This window comes from Streptacidiphilus alkalitolerans (assembly GCF_042511045.1).
Taxonomy (GTDB): Bacteria; Actinomycetota; Actinomycetes; order Streptomycetales; family Streptomycetaceae; genus Streptacidiphilus; species Streptacidiphilus alkalitolerans.
On sequence record NZ_JBHEZX010000021.1, the window covers coordinates 76,407 to 97,260 of the forward strand.

General features: G+C 70.7%; 17 protein-coding genes and 2 pseudogenes. 12 read left to right on the forward strand and 7 right to left on the reverse strand.

Annotated features, from left to right (window positions below; translation table 11 throughout):
• Positions 1-68: 68 nt before the first annotated feature.
• Positions 69-1,340, reverse strand: coding sequence for an ABC transporter substrate-binding protein (locus ACEZDG_RS33095; protein ID WP_380517118.1), 1,272 nt, complete (start codon positions 1,338-1,340; stop codon positions 69-71).
• Positions 1,341-1,535: 195 nt separating this feature from the next.
• Between ACEZDG_RS33095 and ACEZDG_RS33100 the strand changes: the two genes are divergently transcribed.
• The 4 genes from ACEZDG_RS33100 (at position 1,536) to ACEZDG_RS33115 (ending at position 4,410) form a co-directional block, all read left to right on the forward strand.
• Entirely contained in the window at positions 1,536-2,195 is a 660-nt protein-coding gene (locus ACEZDG_RS33100) for a GntR family transcriptional regulator (RefSeq protein WP_380517121.1), read from the forward strand.
• 507 nt (positions 2,196-2,702) lie between these two features.
• Positions 2,703-3,266, forward strand: coding sequence for an RICIN domain-containing protein (locus ACEZDG_RS33105; RefSeq protein ID WP_380517124.1), 564 nt, complete (start codon positions 2,703-2,705; stop codon positions 3,264-3,266).
• 380 nt (positions 3,267-3,646) lie between these two features.
• Positions 3,647-4,180, forward strand: a complete 534-nt coding sequence (locus tag ACEZDG_RS33110; RefSeq protein ID WP_380517126.1) for a hypothetical protein — start codon at positions 3,647-3,649, stop codon at positions 4,178-4,180.
• Positions 4,177-4,410 (forward strand): hypothetical protein, encoded by a 234-nt coding sequence (locus tag ACEZDG_RS33115; protein WP_380517129.1) that lies wholly within the window; start codon positions 4,177-4,179, stop codon positions 4,408-4,410. Before ACEZDG_RS33110 ends, ACEZDG_RS33115 begins: the two co-directional genes overlap by 4 nt.
• Before the next feature lie 16 nt (positions 4,411-4,426).
• On the opposite strand, the gene ACEZDG_RS33120 is transcribed toward ACEZDG_RS33115, so the two are convergent.
• On the reverse strand, positions 4,427-5,146 hold the full coding sequence (locus ACEZDG_RS33120) for a DinB family protein (protein ID WP_380517131.1): 720 nt from the start codon (positions 5,144-5,146) through the stop codon (positions 4,427-4,429).
• A gap of 217 nt (positions 5,147-5,363) precedes the next feature.
• Between ACEZDG_RS33120 and ACEZDG_RS37895 the strand changes: the two are divergent.
• Positions 5,364-5,628, forward strand: a pseudogene (locus ACEZDG_RS37895) (transposase); the annotation flags it as partial.
• A gap of 133 nt (positions 5,629-5,761) precedes the next feature.
• Here the strand turns inward: ACEZDG_RS37895 and ACEZDG_RS33130 are convergent.
• On the reverse strand, positions 5,762-6,187 hold the full coding sequence (locus ACEZDG_RS33130; protein ID WP_380517138.1) for an ANTAR domain-containing response regulator: 426 nt from the start codon (positions 6,185-6,187) through the stop codon (positions 5,762-5,764).
• A 493-nt stretch (positions 6,188-6,680) separates the two neighbouring features.
• Here ACEZDG_RS33130 and ACEZDG_RS33135 point away from each other — a divergent pair, with 493 nt between their 5' ends.
• The 6 genes from ACEZDG_RS33135 to ACEZDG_RS33160 are packed head-to-tail and all read left to right on the forward strand — an operon-like array spanning position 6,681 to position 17,052.
• A complete protein-coding gene (locus ACEZDG_RS33135; RefSeq protein ID WP_380517141.1) occupies positions 6,681-9,242 on the forward strand; it encodes a glycosyltransferase in 2,562 nt (853 codons plus the stop codon).
• Positions 9,239-10,519, forward strand: coding sequence for a glycosyltransferase (locus ACEZDG_RS33140; protein WP_380517144.1), 1,281 nt, complete (start codon positions 9,239-9,241; stop codon positions 10,517-10,519). Before ACEZDG_RS33135 ends, ACEZDG_RS33140 begins: the two co-directional genes overlap by 4 nt.
• Positions 10,519-12,372: an ArnT family glycosyltransferase gene (locus ACEZDG_RS33145; protein ID WP_380517146.1), complete on the forward strand. Its 1,854-nt coding sequence runs from the start codon at positions 10,519-10,521 to the stop codon at positions 12,370-12,372. The genes ACEZDG_RS33140 and ACEZDG_RS33145 overlap by 1 nt, the downstream gene beginning before the upstream one ends.
• Positions 12,369-13,640: a cellulase family glycosylhydrolase gene (locus tag ACEZDG_RS33150; protein WP_380517149.1), complete on the forward strand. Its 1,272-nt coding sequence runs from the start codon at positions 12,369-12,371 to the stop codon at positions 13,638-13,640. The genes ACEZDG_RS33145 and ACEZDG_RS33150 overlap by 4 nt, the downstream gene beginning before the upstream one ends.
• The gene (locus ACEZDG_RS33155) at positions 13,637-14,317 is read left to right on the forward strand and encodes a hypothetical protein (protein WP_380517151.1); all 681 of its coding nucleotides are present in this window, start codon (positions 13,637-13,639) and stop codon (positions 14,315-14,317) included. Before ACEZDG_RS33150 ends, ACEZDG_RS33155 begins: the two co-directional genes overlap by 4 nt.
• An 11-nt stretch (positions 14,318-14,328) precedes the next feature.
• Positions 14,329-17,052, forward strand: a complete 2,724-nt coding sequence (locus ACEZDG_RS33160) for a CBM96 family carbohydrate-binding protein (RefSeq protein ID WP_380517154.1) — start codon at positions 14,329-14,331, stop codon at positions 17,050-17,052.
• Between the two features lie 55 nt (positions 17,053-17,107).
• Here ACEZDG_RS33160 and ACEZDG_RS33165 read toward each other — a convergent pair whose 3' ends face one another.
• The gene (locus ACEZDG_RS33165; protein WP_380517157.1) at positions 17,108-17,398 is read right to left on the reverse strand and encodes a sortase domain-containing protein; all 291 of its coding nucleotides are present in this window, start codon (positions 17,396-17,398) and stop codon (positions 17,108-17,110) included.
• Between the two features lie 704 nt (positions 17,399-18,102).
• Here ACEZDG_RS33165 and ACEZDG_RS33170 point away from each other — a divergent pair.
• Positions 18,103-18,489: a DUF1801 domain-containing protein gene (locus ACEZDG_RS33170; RefSeq protein WP_380517160.1), complete on the forward strand. Its 387-nt coding sequence runs from the start codon at positions 18,103-18,105 to the stop codon at positions 18,487-18,489.
• Positions 18,490-18,817: 328 nt separating this feature from the next.
• Here ACEZDG_RS33170 and ACEZDG_RS33175 read toward each other — a convergent pair.
• The 3 genes and pseudogenes from ACEZDG_RS33175 to ACEZDG_RS33185 all read right to left on the reverse strand — a co-directional run.
• A pseudogene (locus ACEZDG_RS33175) lies at positions 18,818-19,653 on the reverse strand (transposase); the annotation flags it as partial.
• Positions 19,654-20,011: 358 nt separating this feature from the next.
• Complete coding sequence (locus tag ACEZDG_RS33180; protein WP_380517163.1) at positions 20,012-20,287, reverse strand: DUF7489 domain-containing protein; 276 nt, start codon at positions 20,285-20,287, stop codon at positions 20,012-20,014.
• A 237-nt stretch (positions 20,288-20,524) separates the two neighbouring features.
• On the reverse strand, positions 20,525-20,650 hold the full coding sequence (locus ACEZDG_RS33185; RefSeq protein ID WP_380517165.1) for a hypothetical protein: 126 nt from the start codon (positions 20,648-20,650) through the stop codon (positions 20,525-20,527).
• Positions 20,651-20,854 lie beyond the last annotated feature (204 nt).

Below are 20,854 nucleotides of genomic sequence, written 5' to 3' on the forward strand. Positions count from 1 at the left end.
GGGCCCGACCGGAACCCGGGCGAGGGCCGGCCGCCCCACGGGCGGCCGGCGCGACACTACTGACCGTGCTACTGCCCGGCATTGGCGTCCCACCAGGCATCGAGCTTCGCAGCAGCCTGATCAGCGGACTGACCCGTGTAAAGCGACTGCACCACCGTGTTCAGCTCATTACCGAAGCCGGCATTCACCCCGGGGCTCCCGGAGATGCCGGTGACCGCACCGGGGGCGGCGTTGACGATGTTCCCCACCGCCGCATCGAGCGCGGTGCCCGGGTAGCTGTACCCCGGCCGGGAGTTGCCCTCCGACTCGAGCGAGGTGGTGACCGCGGCCTTGTCGCTCACCAGGTACTGCACCAGCGCCAGGTCAAGGGCCTGGTGCTTGGAGGACTTGAGGATCGAGTACGGCTGAGCCGTACCGCTGACCTGCTTCGGCGCGGAGCCGTCGACCGTCGGCGTCGGGAACACCCCCACCTTGAACGGCAGGTTCTTCGCCGAATCGACGCTCGCGGTCAGCCAACTGGCCATGACATACATGCCCGACTTGCCGGCGAGGAAGTTGTCGATCGAGTCCTGGTACTTCTCACCCACCGAGTTCTTGGGAACCGCCCCGCTCGCGATCCACCCCGCGTAGGCCTTCAGATAGGTCGCGTACGCGCTCTGTGCGAACGTGACCTTCTTGGCGTTGCGCTCGGCGCCCCAGGTCGGGTCCGGGCCTTGCATGGCCGGGTCGGCCATCATCCCGAACTGCGCTCCGGTGACCCACTCGCCCGCCGTCTGCAACCCGACGTACCCGGCCGCCTGCAGCTTGCCCAGGTCCGTGGTGAAGTCGGCCAGCGACTTCGGCACCGTGGTGATGCCGGCCTTCTGGAACGCGGTCTCGTTGTAATAGACGAGCGACTTGGTCTGCAGCCCCGTGGAGACCTGCCAGATCTTGCCGTCCACCTTGTTGGCGTCCGACAGCGGGGTCGAGGTCACCCAGGCAGCGTCCGGGAAGTCCGTCATCTGCGGGGCGACCACCTGGTCGAGGGCGCTCGCGACGATGTCCGGGGCCGATCCCGAGACCAGCTCCTGCTGCAGCGTGGACTGCACGTCCGTGCCGGAGGGCGACTCGATGGTGACCGTGACGCCCGGGTGGCTCTTGACGAACGGAGCGACCAGCCCCTGGTAGTACGCCTTGGTCAGCACCGGCGTGATGTTGGCCAGCATCCGGACGTTACCGGTCAGCGCACCACCGCTCGAAGCGGTCGTCGAGGACGAGGACGAGCACCCGGCCAGGGCGCAGAGGGATGCGGCGAGCCCTGCGGCGACGGCGACCTTCACCGTCCGGGTGGGTCGGTCCACGAGTCCTTCCTGACGGGCAGAGGGCGTACCTGCGGTAATGCTGACGGATCTATTGCGTCTCATGTGGCTACCTCAACTCGATTCGCGGGTATCGATAGGACATATGATGATCCTCGTCACCTGGATGTCAAGAGCCAGTAACAAAATCGAGGCGAGCATCGATAAGATGCGAAGTGGTCCATACAAGGAGGCTTCATGCCAGACGCCATCGGACAGCCGCTGACGCGGGTCCTGCTGTCCGATCAGGTGTACAGCCGGGTGCGCGGCCTGATCATCGACGGCACGCTCGAACCCGGCGCCCGGCTGGTTGAGTCCGAGATCGCCCGCCAACTCGGCGTCAGCCAGGCCCCGGTACGCGAGGCGGTCCGGCGCTTGGTGCACGAGGGCCTGGCCGACCACGTCCCGCGCCGCGGCAGCTTCGTGGCGGTGGTGTCGCAGGAGGACGCCCACCACGCCCGCGCCGTCCGTGTGGCGATCGAGGAACTGGCGGCCCGCACCGTCGCCGCGCAGCCGTCCCCGACCGCCTTCGAGGCGCTGGAGCTGCAGGTGGAGGCCATGCGGCAGGCGGCACGGAGGAACGACGTCGGGCGCTTCCGGGACGCCGACATCACCTTCCACCGCACCGTCTGCGAAGTCAGCGGAAACCCCTTCCTGCCCAAGCTGTGGGCGGTGATGGAGCCCAACCTGCGCGCCCTGCGCGTCGTCTCCGACCCGCTGTTCACCGGCGACTGGATCACCATGGCCGAGGATCACGCCAATCTGCTGGCTGCTCTCAAATCCGCGGACGCGGACCGAGCGGGGACCCAGTTCGCCGCCCACGCCCGCGGGGACGACGGAATGATCCCGGAGCACTGACCGCATAGAAGCACGTCAGCGCCCCGCAGGCAGGAGCCGACGGGGCGCTGACGTGTCTGTGGCGGCAGGTCCGGCCGACCGAACTGTTGACGAGGCCCGACCCGAACGCTACTTTCGCCACTATCGATAGGCGATTGAGATGCAATGGTGAACCGATCCACATCACGCGGCGTTGGAGGCAGGGACGAGTCAGTCCTGGCGAACGGCTCTGTCCCGTCAGCACCGATTACGGCACGGAGCCGGTCACCGTACAGGCCCTGACGTGGGGAGCGAGAGCGACGTCGCGGGGTCCTGGGTTCAGACGGAAGCGGTTCTCTCCGCAGGGCCGACTGCGGCAGCTGCGGAGCGCCGCGCTGTTTCCTCCGGGCAGTTCTGCGGCGGGCCCGAACGCCATGCGAACGCCAAGTGGGCGTCATGGAGTGCGGCGGGCCTTCTGGCAAGGATGGTTCTTGTTCAGCAGGGCCGGGGCCGACCGCCCGCGGTCAGATGATTCCCAGGAGGATCTCCTTGCGACTCAAGCATCCGAAGAAGCGTTTCCTTGCCACCACCGCCGTCACGCTCGGTGCGCTCGCGGCGCTCGTGGCCGTGCCGGCGAGTGCTCGTGCCGATGACTCCCTGGGCACCTTCAAGATCCAGAACTCCGGTTGGACCGGTGGGAGCAAGACCCCCATGTGCCTGTGGGGGGCCGGCGGGAACGGCGCCCGCACCTATGTCCAGAAGTGCTCGAACGACAACCACGACCGGTGGACCTTCTACCCGATCGGCAGCGCCGGTCAGCCCGGCAGCTGGTACGAACTGGTGAACGTGGCCACCGGGGAATGCCTGGACGCGGACGCCAACAACCTGACCGGCGGCGCGCAGGTGCAGTCGTGGGGGTGCAACCAGGCCTACCAGCAGCGGTGGCGGTTCACCCCGCGCACCAACTACTACCAGCGGGTCGCGAACCTGGGCGGCGACGCGGCCAACAGCTGGGCCAACGACCGCTTCTACCTCGACATGGACGCGCAGTACCAGCGCCTGTGGTCCTCGGACTCCAGCAACAACCAGCTCTGGAGCATGTTCCCCGGCTGACCCGCAGGTCGGAGCTTCGCCCCGCTGGGGCGAGCGACAGGCGGCAGGCAGCTGACGGAACGGGCACCGCTGGACGATCGGCGAGCTGTCCCAGGGGGCGAGGCGGGGCGAGGCGGCCGGTCAGGTCTGGGGCATCACTCCAGGACGTGATCACCGTCTCCCGTCTCGCCCCCTGGTCCGCGCCGGCGCCCGCTTCGTGAACCGCGCGCTGCTCGAACTGAGGGAGCAGGGGCCGTGAACGACCACGCGGTGCGGCAGGAGGAGCGCCGCGATCCCGCCCACCGCCGGGACGAGAAGGGCATCCGCTGGAGTGGATGCCCACTGCCCGCCCCGGCTGCATGTTCTCACCGAAATCAGAACCGCTATGCACAGGAGGAACCATGCGGACTCGGAAGTACATTGCCATCGCTGCGACCGCCGCTGCACTGTGCGGCGTCGGCATCGCAGCACCCGCCGCCAACGCCAGCGTTCGCCCCATGGCCGACTGCGGCGCCCCGTGGAACAACGTCGGCTCACCGGGCAACCTGTACGGATTCGGCTACTACGCCGGCCAGGTCGAGCAGCAGTACCAGGTCTGCGGTGGCGGCGTGGTCAATGCGCGTGCCCACTTCCAGTGGTCGGGCGACTTCCAGGCACGGTTCCCCGGGACCTGGGTGCAGGTTGGCACCGGGTCGCACTACTGGGGCCCTGTCTTCCCGTCCACCACCGATAGCACGGCGGACAAGGACGTCCCTTCGCCCGGCTTCGAGATTCACAACGCCAAGCCGGACCAGTGGTGGGCCTTCGCGACGCTCACTTCGACCCCCAACGGGTGCACGAGCCCGTCCGACTGGGACGGCACCGCCAGGGGAACGGACTGGCTCTACGCCAACGGGACCGCGGTGGAGGCTCCCGACAACGCCTACTGCAGTTGAGGGAAACGGTCGACCAGGGCGGCGAGGGGGTCCTGTCCGGCGGGGTCGAGGAGTGCTTCGGCGTCCAGGCCCCGGCGCGACCGGTGCCGCCCGCCGCCGCGCCCAGCGCGTGCGGGCCGGGAAGAGAGCGCGGGCCGTGCAGCGGGGGAGAGCAGCTGAGGAGGGAGGCCGGTGAGCGGTTTGCCGTCGGCAACGACAACGCGGTGATCACCGCGGAGTTGCGGGTGTAGTTGTCCGTAGTCGGCCCTACTCGGCGTCCTGAGCCTCGATCAGGTCGAGGTCGCGAACGCAGAAGCCGTGGTGCTCGAAGGTCTCGTTGAGCACCGTGCCGAGGCACTGCCGCACCAAGCGGCCCCGGGCGTACGGCGGCCAGACATCGTCGTCGGGCACCGGCGCTCGCGCTGCGAGCTGCACGGCGGTGACCTCGTCGAGCCAGGCCTCGAGCTCGGCGGCCTGCGCGTCACGCACGCGCACGATCTCGTCGAGGGCCGGATCGAGCGAGAGGTCAAGCCCGTGCGTTCCACGGTAGGGCTCGACGGTCGTCCCGATGCCCATCGGTGTGAACAGCTCTGCCGAGCCCAGGCAGCAGCGGCGGAACCACGAGTCGTGGACGAAGACCAGGTGGCGCATCGTCTGCACCGCCGACCACTCGTCGTTCACGCTGCGGCGCTCGATGCCGGGCGTACGGCGGATTCGCTCGATCGTGGCGGCCCAGCCGGCATGGAGCTGACGCGATGCCTCACGCAGATCGCCAGGGTCCTCGGAGCGGATTAGCACCCGCACTGGATGACGCCGGTCGAGCTCTGCATCAACGTACTCGGTGACCTCGACACCGTTCACCACGAGGTTGGTGACGAGCCCGTCGATCACGGCATCCTGCATGACGACGCCGATGAGGCGTGCCCCGGTCAGATCGCACTCGCGGAACTCCGCACCGTGCAGATCCTCGTCGATATATCGTGTCATGCTCCGCATGCTAGGTCCGAGCACCGACAAGCCAGCCTCCCCGGTTCGGCCGCTCCCTGCGGACCGCCGGGGACGACTGGTACCAGCTTTAGGTCATGGCCGGGTGAGGATCCGGATCCGGAGGAGCCGAAACGAGGCCCGGCCGAACATGGCACGATTGAGAATCTTGATCTTGTTAACGTGTCCTTCGACCGGAAGTGTCTCCACCGCGCCGGACGACCACGGTCTCGGGCGCTCGCTCGGCGGGCTTGACCACCAAGCTGCACCTGGCCGTCGAGCAGGGGCAGAGACCCCTGGCGCTGCTGGTCACCGCTGGCCAGTGGCACGACAGCCCGCAATGTCAACCGGTCCTGGAACGCATCCGGGTGCCACGCACCGGTCCGGGCCGGCCACGCACCGGGCCGAACCGGGTCCGCGCCGACAGAGCCCACGGCTCCCGTGGGCACCGGGTCCACCTGCGCAGACGCGGGATCAAGTGCACCAGTGCCCTGCTGCCCGCTGGTTGGTCATCGGCATGGACCTACCCTCATTCCCGCAGAAGATCCGACGCACCGATCATGCACGACCACTCTGACAACGACGCCCAGCTGCGAGAGCCCCTCCAGAACTGCATTTTCATTGCGCCACATCACCGCGCTTCGGGTAGATCCGGGCAACCGAGCCCTCCGCCTCGTGCAGTGCGGCTGCCGAGACGATGTCCTGGGCGATGTCCCTGACCTTGCGCCGCTCGCTGCGGGAGCGGTCCACCAGTAGACAGAACGCCGCCTCGGGATCGCAGCGGGCCTCGGCCATGACGATGCCCTTGGCCTGCTCGATGACTCCGCGCGCGGCGATGGCCCCGCGGAGTTGCTCGTTCTCCTCGCGCAGCGCGTCGAGCCGGGTGTCCGTCGGTGTTCCGTCCTGACCGAACCGGGCCAGCTCGCTCTGGAGCTGTTCGAGCGTGCCTTCCATCGTTGTGATCAGCGATCGCGCCATCATGATCAGCGCGCCTATCCGGACGGTGCTTCTACCGTCCGGAGCGTCCCCCCCTTGGGTCACCATGACTGCCATGGTGTGGCAGAAGCCGGATCCGCTCCTAGGCCATTCGGAAGAAGTAACACAGCGTTTACCTGGAGTGAACGGGCAGTGAATGCCCCACCTGGCGCGCCCGTGCGCAGTCGCCACACATGAATGACTTGCAGGCATTGAGTGAACACAAGGTGTCGAAAACGAGACCTTGCAGGCTCACGTTTCTGCTAGCTTCCTGTGAGTAGCCGGATCCCCGAGGGGTCCGGCCGCACCCGCCACGAGAAACCGTGAGCGGCCGGGTACCAGCAGCGGTGCCCCCGGGTCGTCCCGCCCGACAGCGGGTCGGCACCGCCGAGCAGGTCCATGCGACTCTCCGCCGCACAGCCCCGCGCACCAGAGACGTGCGCCGGCCGGCACCCGCTCCGCTTCCCGCACGGCCGCGATTCCGCATCCCTCACCGCTCTGCCCTCGCCCGGCCTCCCGCCGTGCCCGGAGCGGTCCCGGTCTTCTCGTCCAGGGGGTCATCTTGCACGTCATCGACATCGCTTCCGGCATGCGCACCGGCACAACAAGCCCAGGCGGCACCGCTCACGGCACCGATCCCGGCAGCGCCGCCCCGCCCCGGCTCACCGTCATCGTCCCCACCCGGAACGAGCAGGACAACGTCACCGAACTGCTCGGCCGGCTGGGCCCGGCGCTGCTCCCGCTGGGGGCGGAGATCCTCTTCGTGGACGACAGCGACGACGACACCCCGCAGGCGATCGAGCTGGCCGCCGACGCGAGCCCGGTGCCGCTGCGCCTGCTGCACCGGCAGCCGGACGAGCGCCGCGGCGGCCTGGGCAGCGCCGTCCTGGCCGGGGCGGAGCACGCCCACGGCGAGTGGATCATGGTGATGGACGCCGACCTCCAGCATCCGCCGGAGGCCGCGGCCCTGCTCGCGGCGACCGCGATGCGGCACAGCGTCGACATCGTCGTGGGCACCCGCTACGCCGGGTCGGGGAGCGGGTTCGAGGCGCAGGACGGCGGCCTGCGCGGGCTCGGCCGCCGGTTCGCCTCCACCGCCTCGACCCGGCTGGTCAAGGCGGCCTTCCCGCGCCGACTGGCCACCGTCAGCGACCCGATGAGCGGTCTGTTCGTCTTCCGCAGGCAGGCCGTGAAGCTCCAGTGGATGCGCCCCGACGGGTTCAAGATCCTGCTGGAGCTGCTGCTGCGCAACCCGGGCGCCCGGGTCGCCGAGGTCGCCTACGAGTTCGCACCGCGCCACGCGGGCCGGACCAAGGCGTCCCTCCGCGAGGGCCTGACCTTCCTGCGGCAGGTCTCCCGGCTGCGCCGCCAGCGCCTGGTCGGACAGCTGCGGAAGGGCCCGGAGTCCAGCACCGAGCGCGGACACCAGTTCGGCCGGCTGCTGGCCTTCGGCGCCGTCGGGGCGTCCGGCGTCGCCGTCAACACGGCGGCGCTGTGGATGTTCTTCCAGTTCATGGGACTGAACCACCTGCTGGGCGCGGCACTGGCCACCCAGGTCTCCACGACCTGGAACTTCGGCCTGGTCGAGCTGCTGGTCTACCGCGGACGCGGCAACGGCACCGTCCGCGGACGGGCCCTGCGCTTCTACGCCATGAACAACCTCCTCATGCTCGGCCGGCTGCCGGTCATCGAGCTCCTGGTCCGCTCGGGGTTCGGCGTGCTGGTCTCCAACGCGGCGACGCTGGTGGTGCTGTTCCTGCTGCGCTTCGTCCTCAGCGACCGGGTGATCTACGGCGCCGCACGCCAGGACACCGGCCGCGACCCGGTGGTGCTGCTGGTCGACCCCGCCGCCGCGGCCGAGGCGGCCGGCCCGGCCTCGGCGCGCAGGCGCTCGCACTACCTGACGTACCGTTACGACGTGGCCGGCACGGTCACCATCGGCTCCCAGATCCGGCTGCCCGAGCTGGAGTTCTTCCGGGCCCAGTGGATCGCCGACACCGACGTGGACATCGCCGTCCGGGTCGGCGACGTCGGCCGCCGCAGCCCGCGCCGCCGCGCCGCGATGACCGAGCAGGGCGGCGCGGACGGGGGCGGCGCGGACCGGGTGCTGCGCTACGAGGAGCACCTGGGCCGCTTCGGCGCCAACTTCAAGGTCGAACTCGGGCAGACCATCACGGTCACGGTCGGCCCGCTGCTGGCCCGCTCCCCGCACGTCGTCTACACCAACGTCATCGAGGCCCTGCTGCGCTACGTCCTGGTCGCCCGCGGCCGGATGCTGCTGCACTCCGCCTGCATCGAACTGGACGGCACCGGCGTGATGCTGTCCGCGCTGACCGACACCGGCAAGACCGCGACCATCCTGCGGCTGCTGCGCGAGCAGGGCGGCCACTTCCTGTCCGACGACATGACCGTGGTGGACGCCACCGGCAACGCCGTCTGCTTCCCCAAGCCGCTGACCATCAGCTCGCACACCCTGCGCGCCGTCCACGCCGACGATCTGACGAAGCGGGAGTGGCGGCGGCTGCAGTTCCAGAGCCGGCTGCACTCCAAGGGCGGCCGGTCCATCGCCCTGCAACTGGCCCGCTTCAACCTGCCGATCATGGGCATCAACGCGCTGACCCAGTTGGTGGTTCCACCGCCCAAGTACACCGTCGACCGCCTCGTGCCCTGCCGCCTCGGCAGCAGCACCCAGGTGGAGGAACTGTTCGTGATCCAGCGCGGCGCCCCGGGCCTGGCCGAGGTCGGCCACGCCGACGCGGTGGAGCAGATGCTCGCCAACACCGAGGACGCCTACGGCTTCCCGCCCTACCGCTACCTGGCCCCGGCCATCACCATCGACGGCCTGGACCACGACCGGCTCAAGGCCAGGGAGCGGGAGATCCTGGAGGGCTTCCTGTCCGGCGTCCGGGTCAGGGCGCTGGCCTCGGACTGCTTCGGCTGGGCCGACGAGATCCCCCGTCTGCTGCACGAGGAGCGCGGCACGACCGGCCGCGCCGACCCGCCGGCCGGCGCCCCGGCGCCGATCCCGTCCCTCAGCGGCGCGGGCACCACCTGGCCGCGCTGGACCACCGCCGTCCCGATCGGGCCCAGGCAGCAGAAGCCCGCCCCCGGCGGCGCCGTATGACCCGACTGCTCTTCCTGGCCCTGTACGCCCCGGTGACCCTCGCGCTGCTGGTCGTCGCGCTCACCACGCTGACCTGGATGCTCGACTCCTGGCGCACCCCGCGCGCGGTGGGCCAGATGCCGTTCCGGGTTCCCGACCTGCCCCGGCTGTCGTTCTCGCTGCTGGTGCCGGCCCGGCACGAGGAAGCGGTGCTGCGGCACACCGTGCGCCGACTGCTGACCCAGGACCACCCCGACTTCGAGGTCCTGGTGATCGTCGGCGACGACGACCCCGGCACCACCGCGGTCGCCGAGGAACTGGCCGCGGAGGACACCCGGGTACGGGTCGTGGTCGACAGCAGCGTCCCCAAGAACAAGCCCAAGGCGCTGAACACGGCGCTCAAGGAGTGCCGGGGCGAGATCACCGGGGTCTTCGACGCCGAGGACGAGGTCGCCCCGGCCCTGCTCACCCACATCGACGCCACCTTCCGCGCCGAGCGGGCCCATGTGGTGCAGGGCGGGGTGCAGTTGATGAACTACCGGAGCAGCTGGTGGGCCCTGCGCAACTGCCTGGAGTACTTCTTCTGGTTCTCCAGCCGGCTGCACTTCCACGCCCGCAACGGCTTCATCCCGCTCGGCGGCAACACCGTCTTCCTGCGCACCGACCTGCTGCGCCGGGCCGGCGGCTGGGACGCGGACTGCCTGGCCGAGGACTGCGAGCTGGGCATCAGGCTGAGCACCGCCGGGGCCAAGGTGGCCGTCGCCTACAACGCCGGGCTGGCGACCCGGGAGGAGACCCCGCCGACCCTGCGCGGCCTGGTGAAGCAGCGGACCCGGTGGAACCAGGGCTACCTCCAGGTGCTGCGGCGCGGCGAGTGGCGCCGGCTGCCGAGCCGGGGACGGCGGCTGATGGCCCGTTACCTGCTGGCGATGCCCTACCTGCAGGCGTTCTCCGGGGTGCTGGTGCCGGTGTCCGCGGTGACCGGGCTGCTGCTCAAGGCACCGGTGCCGTTCGTGCTGATGACCTTCCTCCCGCTCGCGCCGACCCTGGCGACGATGGTGGTCGAGGTCGTCGGCCTGAGCGAGTTCAACCGGATGTTCGGTCTGAAGGTGCGGATCAGGGACTACCTCAAGCTGGTCGCGGGCGCGGTCCCGTACCAGTTGGTCCTCTCCTTCGCCGCGCTCAGGGCGGCCTACCGGGAGGCCAGGGGCGAGCAGGTCTGGGAGAAGACCGAGCACGTCGGAGCGCACCTGGACGACCCGTCCGACCGTCCCGTACCCGTGGGGAGCGCCGGCTGATGACCGCTTCGACCTTCACCCCGCACTACCCGGAGAGCCTGCCGGAGCTCGACCTCGACCTGGACCGGGCGCCCGCCGCGGCGCCGGGGCGGCGACTGGCCCGGCTGCGCTCGCAGCTGGTCGCCCGCAGGCTCGACCTGCTGCTGGTGCTGCTGCTCACCGCCGTGGCCGGCTGGGTGCACGCCAACGGGATGTACGACAGCCCCTCGCGGTTCGACGACGAGGGCAGCTACACGGCGTACGCCTGGGCCGTGCAGTACAAGCACGTGCTGGGCCACTACACCTACTGGTACGCGCACCCGCCGCTGGGCTGGATCCAGATCGCGGTCTGGAACACCCTCACCAACGGCTTCGCCCACGCCCCCTACGCGGTCGCGGCGGCCCGGAACTTCATGCTGGTCTGCAAGCTGGTGTCGATCCCGCTGATGTACGGGCTGGCCGCGCGGATGGGCTTCACCCGACTCGGCCGGGTGATCGCCATCGCGCTGTTCGCGTTCAGCCCGCTCGCGGTCTACTTCACCCGTGCCGCCCTGCTGGACAACATCGTCACCCCCTGGCTGCTGGCCTCCTTCTTCTTCGCCGCCTCGCCCCGGCGCAGCATCCGCGGGGCCACCGCCTCGGCGGTCTGCCTGGCGGTGGCGGTGCTCAGCAAGGAGACGGCGCTGCTCTACCTGCCCGCCGTGGTGGTGATGCTGTGGCAGCACACCGACAAGCGCAACCGCAGGTTCCAACTGGGGCTGTTCGGAGCCTGGTTCACCATGCTCTGCACGGCCTATCCGCTCTACGCGCTGCTGCACAACGAACTGCTGATCGGCCCCGGCCACGTCAGTCTGGAGTGGGCGGTCAAGTGGCAGCTGTTCAACCGCACCGGCAGCGGCAGCATCTTCGACCCGCACAGCCTCGCCCACACGGTCATCCGCAGCTGGATGGACCAGGACGCCTGGCTCCCCAAGCTGACCCTGGCGCTAGTGGTCCCGGCCCTGGCGATCCGCAGGACCCGCGCCCTGGCACTGGCCTTCGCCATCCAGGTGGTGCAGCTGCTGCGCGGCGGCTACCTGCCCTACCCCTATGTGATCGCCATGATCCCGTTCGCCGCACTGACCGTGGCCGGGACCGTGGACTGGGTCTGGCAGCTGGGCCGCGACGGGATGCTCACCCGGCTGAAGCCGCGGAAATGGCCCAGGGCCCGCCGCTGGACCTGGTCCGCGCTGGTGCTCGCCGTGGTCGCCGCGATGACCGTCACCATCGGCCACGCCTGGAGCTACCCGCTGCGCGACCTGCGCACCCAGGACCGGGACGCCGGCAGCGCCGCGGCCCTCGCCTGGGTCGAGGCCAACGTCCCGCACAGCGCGTACGTGGTGGTGGACGACGCCTTCTGGGTGGACCTGGTACGTGACGGGTTCCCGCAGAGCCACGTCATCTGGTTCACCAAGCTGGACGTGGACCCGGCCGTGCGGGTGCCGGGCCATCCGCAGTGGACCGGGATCGACTACGTCCTGCTTGACCAGCAGGACGACCTGTCGCTGCACATGCAGAACGACGGCCAGCCCTCGCCCGACACCAGGAAGACCTACCCCACGCTGGGCACGGCGCTCGCCCACGCCACCGTGGCCGCGCACTACGGCACCGGCCTGGACTCGGTGACGGTCCGTCAGGTGGATCCGAACCGGCCCACCGTGCAGCAGTTGGCCGCGCAGCGCGCAGCCGCGCAGCAGGCCGCCGCGGCGAAGGCGGTAGCCGCCCAGGAGGCCGCGAACAAGGCGGCCAAGGCCCGGGCCGAGGCGCAGATCGCCGCGGCGAAGAAGGCCGGCCAGGCGAAGCACGGCGGGCGGAGCGGAGCGCGGAAGCCATGAGCCCCGTGTCCGCGGCCCTGCACCGACGCCCGACGGCGCCCTCCCGGCCACCGGGCCGCCGGCTGCGTCCGCACCGGGCGGCCGTCGGGGCGGCGGTGCTGCTCCTGGTCGCGGCCGGGTTCGTCGCCCCCCGGCTGCTCGCACCGGACCGGGCGGCCACGGTGTGCGCACGGGACGCGCTGCAGGAGCGGGCTCTGCTCGACCTCCAGCAGTTCGCCTCCTGGCTGCGGCAGTACCGGGTCGCCGGGTTCGTCGGCGAGGTCGGCTGGCCCGGCGGGCCCGCCGTCGGAGCCACGGACAGCGCCCGCTGGAACGCCCTGGCCGAGCAGTGGTTCACCGCCGCCGACCGGATGCGGCTGCCGGTCGCCGCCTGGGCCGCAGGGCCCTGGCCGGCCGGCTACCCGCTGGCGGTCGACCGGGCCGCCCCCGGCAGCAGGGCGCTGAGCATCCCGGGCCCGCAGACCAGCGTCCTGGCGCGGCACACCGGCCCGCTGCGCGGCGTCTCGGCCGCCGACGGCACCTTCGGCACCTCCGCGGCCGACTTCAGCGCCGCCGACCCCGGCGCGTACGGCAGCGCCTACGGCTACGAGGGTGCTGCCGACGACACCTACCTGGCCGCCCAGGGCGTGACCCTGCTGCGGCTCTCGGTCTCCTGGGAACGGCTGCAACCCGTGCCGATGGGCCCGCTCGCCCCGGCCGAGGTCGCCAGGCTCCGTGACGCGGTGTCAGCCGCGCAGAACCACGGCCTGCACGTCCTGCTCGACCTGCACGGCTACGGCGCCTTCCGGGCCGCACCCGGCCGGACCCTGCTGCTGGGCTCGGCCCAGCTGCCGGCCGGGGCGCTCGCCGACCTCTGGTCCCGGCTGATCCCCGCGCTGCCGCCGATGTACGGCTACGACCTGCTCAACGAGCCCAGCCGACTCGCCGTCAAGGGCCAGGCCGCCCAACTGCTCTGGCGGGCGGCGAGCCAGCAGGCCGTGGACGCGATCCGCCGGGCCGGCGGGACCGGAGTGGCCGTGGTCGGCGGCTACGCCCGGATGGGCCCGGGCGACTGGGGCACGGCGCAGCCCAGACCGTGGATCGTGGACCCGCGCGGGCGGGTGGCCTACGACGCGCACGCCTACTTCGACTCCGACGGCAGCGGGCGCTACGCCTCCTCCTACGCCAGTGAACTGACCCGGGCCCAGCAGAGCGCGCGGCAGGCTCCCGGCTGCTTCGGGCTGGACCTCTTCGCACCCTCGTCCGCCGTCGATCGGACCCTGCCATGAAGCTGCCCGCGCTGCTCCGCCGTCCGCCGCTGCCGCCACTCCCGTTGCGCTCGCCGCGCTCGCCGCGCTCACCGCGCTCAGCCAGGTCCGCACTGACGGCGGGACTCGCGGCGGTCCTGCTGGTGGCCGGCCTGTTCACGGTCCACAACCTCGGCCACAGGCCCTCCGCACCCCGCTCCGCCGCGGCCCAGCGGGCGGCGGGGATGCCGGTCGCCAACCAGCGCCCCCCGCTGCTGCCGGCCGGCCCCACCGCGCTGCCGCCGCCCTACACCGTCCCGGCCGGCGGCGCGGCAGCGCCGGGGACGCGGCTGGACTGCCCGAGCGGGTCTCTGCCCGGGATCATGCTGACCGAGGTGGTCTTCGACCCGCCGCTGACCGGCGGCACCGACTTCACCGTGCGGACCTACCTGATCACCGTCACCGGCCAGATCAACAACGAGACCGGGGCCGCCCTGGTCGTCAGCGGTGTCACCGCCCGGGTCCGGGGCGAGAGCTGGCACCCCCGCCTCTCCTTCCCGAAGGTGGTCGCGCCCGGGACCTCCGTGCAGATCACCCTGTCCGGGAAGTACAGCAGCGTCTATGAGGGCCCAGCGCCGTTGAGCACCGACCTGCTCTGGGACTGGCAGAACCCGGCCCTGCGCGCCTGCGGCGTCAAGGGCCTGATCTACGACGACTAGGAGCCGCCGCCATGTCCACCGCCGACCTTCCCTCCGGCACTCCCACTCCCACCGCCACCGCCGCGCGAAGACCCGGTCGCCGCCGGGCCCTCGCCGCGCTGGCCGTCGCCGCGACCATGCTCGCCCTGTGGAGCGGCTACGGCCCCCAGCACGTCTCCGCCGCCTCGCTCACCACCGTCGTCGCCGCCGCGGACGCCACGGTCTCCTCCGACACCCCGGACACCAACGACGGCACCGACACGGCGCTGACCGTGCGCGCGTCCGCCGATCCCAAGCCCGAGGCCGACGTCTACATCAAGTTCACCGTCTCGGGCCTGACGGCGCCTCCGGCCGGGGCCTCACTGCAGATCTACAGCAACGCTGTCAGCGGCACCGGCGTCCAGCTCTGGACGGCGGCCAGCAACTGGACCGAGACCGGCATCACCTACCACAACGCCCCCGCCAGGGGGGCGACCATGGTGGCCGACATGCCCAACCTCACGGCGGGCACCTGGGCCACCGCGGACGTCAGCACCGTCGTCACCGGGAACGGCACCTACACCTTCGTCCTCACCACCACCTCGACGGTGAGCAAGAAGTTCGCCTCCCGCGAGGTCGCCGCCACCCCGCCGAAGCTGGTCCTCAACACCGCCTCGGCCGCGGCCACCGTCACCGCGGCGTCGGGCTCGGGGCAGACCGCGGCGGTGGGGACGGCCTTCGCCGCCCCGCTGGCCGCCACGGTCAAGGACAGCGGCGGCGCGGCGGTGGCCAACGTCCCCGTCACCTTCTCCACGCCCGTGAGCGGCGCGTCGGCTGCCTTCACCGGCGGGGCGAGCGCGATCACCGTCAATACCGACGCCTCCGGCACCGCCACCTCACCTGCCCTGACGGCCAACGCAACCGCCGGAACCTACGCCGTCACCGCGGCGTCCACCGGGGCGGCCCCGGCCTCGTTCACCCTGACCAACGGGTCCGGCGGCACCCCGACGGGCGACGTCCCCAGTACGGTCAACGCCGCCGCCGACGCGACCGTCGAGGCCGACACCCCCGACGTCAACGACGGCAAGGACACCGCGCTGACCGTACGCGCGGCCGCCGATCCCAAACCGGAGGAGGACGCCTACCTCAAGTTCACCGTCACCGGCCTGACCGGTCCCCCCACCAGCGCCTCGCTCCAGATCTACAGCAACGCCACCAGCGCCACCGGCGTGCAGGTCTGGACGGCCGGCAACGACTGGACCGAGACTGGCATCACCTACAACAACGCCCCTGTGCGCGGCGCGGCCCCGGTCACCGACATGGCCCACCTGGTGGAGAGCACCTGGGCGAGTGCCGATGTGGGCAGCGTGGTCACCGGCAACGGCACCTACACCTTCGTACTGACGACGACCTCGACCCTGGCCAAGAAGTTCGCCTCGCGCGAGGTCGCCGCGACCCCGCCCCGACTCGTCCTCAACGCGGGCACTGGTACCGCCAGTCCGACCGCGTCCGCCTCGACCTCGGCCAGCGCCGGCCCGAGCACCACCATCAGCCCGACCCTGAGTCCCAGCCCCACACCCAGCCCCACACCCAGCACGACCGCCACCGGCGGCACCGGCGCGCTCAGCCCGACCGGGGGCAGCGGCCAGAGCGCGATGGTCGGCCGCGCCTTCGCCTCCCCGCTGAGCGTCAAGGTGGACGGCGCCGGCAGCGGAGTGACCGTCACCTTCACCGCCCCCGCCACCGGAGCCACCGGTGTCTTCGCGGGCGGCGGCGCCTCGGCGACCGCGAGCACCGACAGCACCGGGGTGGCGACCAGCCCCGTCCTCACCGCGGGAAGCTCCTCGGGAACGTACCAGGTCATCGCCACCTCCTCCGCCCCCAGCGGCAGTGCCGCGTTCTCGCTCACCAACCACGACCCGGTGATCGCCGCCGCCGGCGACATCGCGTGCACCGCGGGCGACGTGCCGACCGCTACCGCCTGCCAGCAGCAGGCCACCGCGAACCTCGCGCTCAGCCTGCACCCCGACGCCGTCCTCCCGCTCGGCGACGAGCAGTACGAACTCGGCTCCGGCAGCGACTTCGCCACCCAGTACGGGGCGTCCTGGGGGCAACTGGCCCCGATCTCCTTCCCCGCGCCCGGCAACCACGAGTACGGCTACATCGGCAGTGCCATCGAACCCACCGGCGGCACCGGCTACTTCAGCTACTTCGGGGACGCCGGGCACCCGCTGTCGCCCGGCTGCACCACCCTGTGCAAGTCCTGGTACAGCTACAACCTCGGCGACTGGCACCTGATCTCGCTGGACAGCCAGTGTGCCGTCATCGGCGGCTGCAACCCGGGCAACCCCGAGTACCAGTGGCTGCTCGCCGACCTCAACGCCAACACCAGGGCCTGCACCCTGGCCTACTGGCACATCCCGATCTACTCCAGCAGCCAGGACCACCAGCCCGACATGCAGGCCATCTACCAGCTGCTCTACACCAAGAAGGCCGACCTGGTGCTCAACGGCCACGCCCACTTCTACGAGCGCTTCTCCGGCCAGGACGGTGCGGGCAACGCCGACAGCGTCAACGGCATCCCCGAGTTCATCGTCGGCACCGGGGGTCGCAGCTTCTTCTCGATCCGCGACACGCCCTCGGCCAACAGTGTCACCCGCATCGCCAACACCTTCGGCGTGCTGCAACTGACACTCTCCCACAACGCCTACAGCTTCAACTTCGTCCCCACGAACACCGGAGGCTCCACCGACTCCGGAAGCGGCACTTGCCACTGAGCGCCGCCCCGGTCACCGATCGCCCTGCGCCTGGAGGAGTGCGCAGGTCCGCGGCTCAGACTTCCCTGCTGCCGGTCAGGTGTGCGTACAGGACGACATTGCCCAGGTAGCCCGCCCTGCTGTCGTACCCGCCGCCGCAGGTGATCAGCCGCAACTGCGGGTCCCTGGTCCGGCCGTAGACGCGGGCGGAGGGGAAGGCCCGCTTCCGGTAGACCTCGGTGGCGTCGACGGTGAACACTGCGGCGGTGCCGTCCTTGCGGTCCACCTCGACGGTGTCGCCCTTGTGCAGGGCGCCCAGGAGGTAGAAGACGGCCGGCCCCCGGCGGGTGTCCACCTGCCCGTCCATGATCGCGTTCCTCGCTGGGGACCGCGACGGCGACGGGCGTACCGGCGTCGCCGTCGGCTGCGCCGGCAGCCGCGGCGAAGGCGTCGGCGGCGGACGGGCGCGGCGGGGGATCGGGGGGTGCGCCGTCGCAGAGCATCCTCGCTCCCGAGGCCAGGGCGGCGACGGCGGCCAGGGCGATCGCCCGGTTGTTCCGGACACGGCGCGACGTCACCGCGTCTCCTGACGAGTCGTCTGCGCCCTTCCCCAGCAACGGGAACGGGGGCCGAGGGCGGTCAGGGGGTTGGGTGAGGCCTTTCCGTGCCGGGCGGCTCTTTCTGGTCCCAGCGGACGCCACCGGGGCGTGCGGCGCCATCCCGTCGGGCCGTTGGGGTGGTTTCCGTGACGAACCTGACGGACCTTCATGGTCATCGGTCTGTCGAATGGTTCCACAATTCCGCCTATATATCGGAGAGCGTGCTGTGTTCAGACCCGGTCCTGTGATGCGTACCGTGCCGGTGGCGGTACTCCTGGGTGCCGTCACCCTCCTGCCCACCGACTCCGCCGCCTTCGCCAAGCCCGCGCCCGGCGACAACGAGCCCGGGAACCCGCTCGCTGTCACCGAAGGCGCGCGTGGAGGATCACCTCGGCACAGGGCTGGGGAATCTCGCGGCACGCAGGGCTCCGCGGGGCCGGTTTCCGGGAGCGCTTGGCTATCGTGGAGCGATATGACCCACACCGACCCACGAGTTGACGCCTACATCGCGGCCTTGCCCGGTTGGCAGCAAGCCATCTGCCACGAGATCCGTGCCCTGGTCCATGCCGCCGACCCGCAGGTGACTGAGACCATCAAGCGCACCGATCGTCCGTACTTCGTCCTGCAGGGCAACGTGTGCGCGCTACTGGCAGCGAAGGACCACGTCAACGTCTTCCTGTACGACGGAGCCATCGTTCCGGACCCGGACGGGATCATCACTGCCGGCCATGGCAACAAGACCGCCCGCACCGTTGCGGTGCGTCAGGGGGAGGCCGTCAACGCGCCGGCACTCACCACCATGCTCAAGCAGATCATCGCCAACAACCGCGCCGGTGGCTGGCGCAAGCTGAAGCACTGAGGCCAACCCCGACCGGGACGAGTCCCAAGACGCCCACACCCGCGAAGCTCGACCGCCACGAGTGCGCCGACGGGCCGGCACCTTGTGGATCTCACCCGATCCGGTCCGGCGCAACCGGGAGCGGCGTACGGCTGCGCCTCGGACCCTGCCAGTGAGATGCTCGATCGGGAGAAGCGGGAGGGGAAGCCGGGGCGCAGCCGGTGGCGCTGAGTCGCCTTCAGGACATACCGCTGGTCCGTGGGGCGGTGCGCAAGGGGCAGGAGGCGGACCCCGGTGGCATCGAGGAGTGGTGCGTCATCGCCGATGCCGCATACGAGGTGGTCGATGCGTGGCCTCGTGGGACACCCCGGTCGGCCGGCCGCTCGCCGATCAGGACGTCGGGGGGACGTGAGCCCATGCCTTCCGCTTGGCCCGGGCCCGGGGCACCCGCAGGGCCCTGCCGGTGCGCAGGCACATGACGAGCTCGCGCTCCAGTGCTCCGCGGCCTTCGATGAACAGGGCCTGGCAGATGGCCTCGTGGCTGATCCGCATGGACTCGTCGTCGGGGAAGCCGACCTTCAGCCGGTTCGCGATCTGTTCCGGGCTCCCGGCCGTGGCCCATCGGCGGTCGCCGCGGTGCGGCTTGTTCCGACCTTTCCACGGCACGGCCTGCGGCCCGAGTGCCTCCCCGCCGGGATGACCAACGTCGCCCGCGAGCCGTTCCTGCACGTAGTCCCGCAACCGATCGTTCAGGGTCACCTTCGCCGGTTTCGGGCGCTGGGCCAACACGTCGGCCTTCCACTGCGCGACCGAGGCCCGGTAGTCCAGCCGGCCTCCACGGGTCGCGGCATTGCGCCGCAGCTCCCGCGATATCGTCGCCGGATCCCGGCCCAGGCGTCGCGCGGTCTCCCGGATTCCGACGCCCTGCGCTTTCAGCAGGGCGATCTCCTCACGCTCGCCAAAGGACAGGTACCGGCCGGACTGCGGGGCGAGTTCCATCGGCGGCATGCCGCCACCGTGGCGGAACCAGCGTCCGCCCACAGCCTGCGACACGCCGACCGCGGCTGCCGCCTCCTCGGCGAGCAACCCCTTGGCGATCTCCTGCCAGAACTGGCGTTCCACCTCCCGTCGATGCGCCGGCGCCCCCGGCGACTTCATCGGCGACCTGCCCGTCAACGCCTGCATCCACCCTGCTGGCCGACCCATCAACACCTCCGAAGACGAGGTGTTGCGACGATCGGTTGAATCCGCCGCCGCGGCCTTGAGGATCTCGTTCGCCCGCTTCAGCTCGGTGTTCTCCTTCTTGAGTGCCTTGACCTGCGCGGACTCCTCCGAGGTGGTGCCCGGGGCTGCCCGGAGTCGACCTGGTCCTGGCGGACCTACTTGCGCAGTGTCTCGGTGGAGCCGATGCCGAGCTTCTCGGCCACCGCTTTCAGAGCGCCGGACTCGTTCGGGTAGTCACCGAGGACCTCGGCGACCATGCGCGCCGCACGACGGCGCAGCTCAACGAGCTAATTGGAGGGACCTACCATGACTCGAATCCTTACACGATCACGCGGAACGGTTCATGTACTCCGAAGTCCTTGACGATGGAGTCACCCACCGCGAATCGTTCGTACACCAGGCTGCTGACGTGCTGGGAGATCTCCGGACCGTCATCCGTTCGGATCTTCAGACTGCGGTCCATTCGGATGCCCGTGCTCAAGGGGACCTCCCGGCATGCCCGGCCGATGACGACGCCGCTGAACCGGCTGTCGAGTTCCCGGGAGCCTTGGGACCTGATGCCGAGCAGGATGAAGAGCGGGACCAGTACTGCCAAGGCAAGGATCCACACAGGTGTCCCCCTCGTTGGCGGCTCCCGCGGTCTGTCGCGCCTTTCGACCGTAGCGCTCCGGAGGTCACATGCGGGTGCTGGCTCATGATTGAAACGGCGGGCGTCGAACGTGCTGTGGGTCGGTGACGTGACCGAGATCGGCACGAGCGTGGTCGAGCTCTACCTGGCTACCGTGATCGGCCTGATCTCCCGCCGCCTGCTCGGCTGCGCGATGGGCGCTCATCACGAGGCCGCCCTGGTCGGCGCCTCGCCGAAGATGGCCGCGTCCACCAGGGGCGGCCAGGTGGACGGCGTGGTCTCTCTGCGCCGGCGCTGTGCAACGGCGAAGACCGGCCGGATCCTCACCATCCGACCCCGTCACGACCAGCTCGGCGCCAGGCCGCCACCGACCCCGAATGGAAAGCCGCCTACCGACGGTGGAGACCACCGGTCGAACGCGCCGTCGCCTGCCTCGTCGCCCGTGCCAGTGGCCACTGGATCTTCCCGGTCGGCGGCCAGCCCGCCGCGGGCTGGTGGCAAGGGACACCTCCAGGCAGATGGCCACCGGGTCGC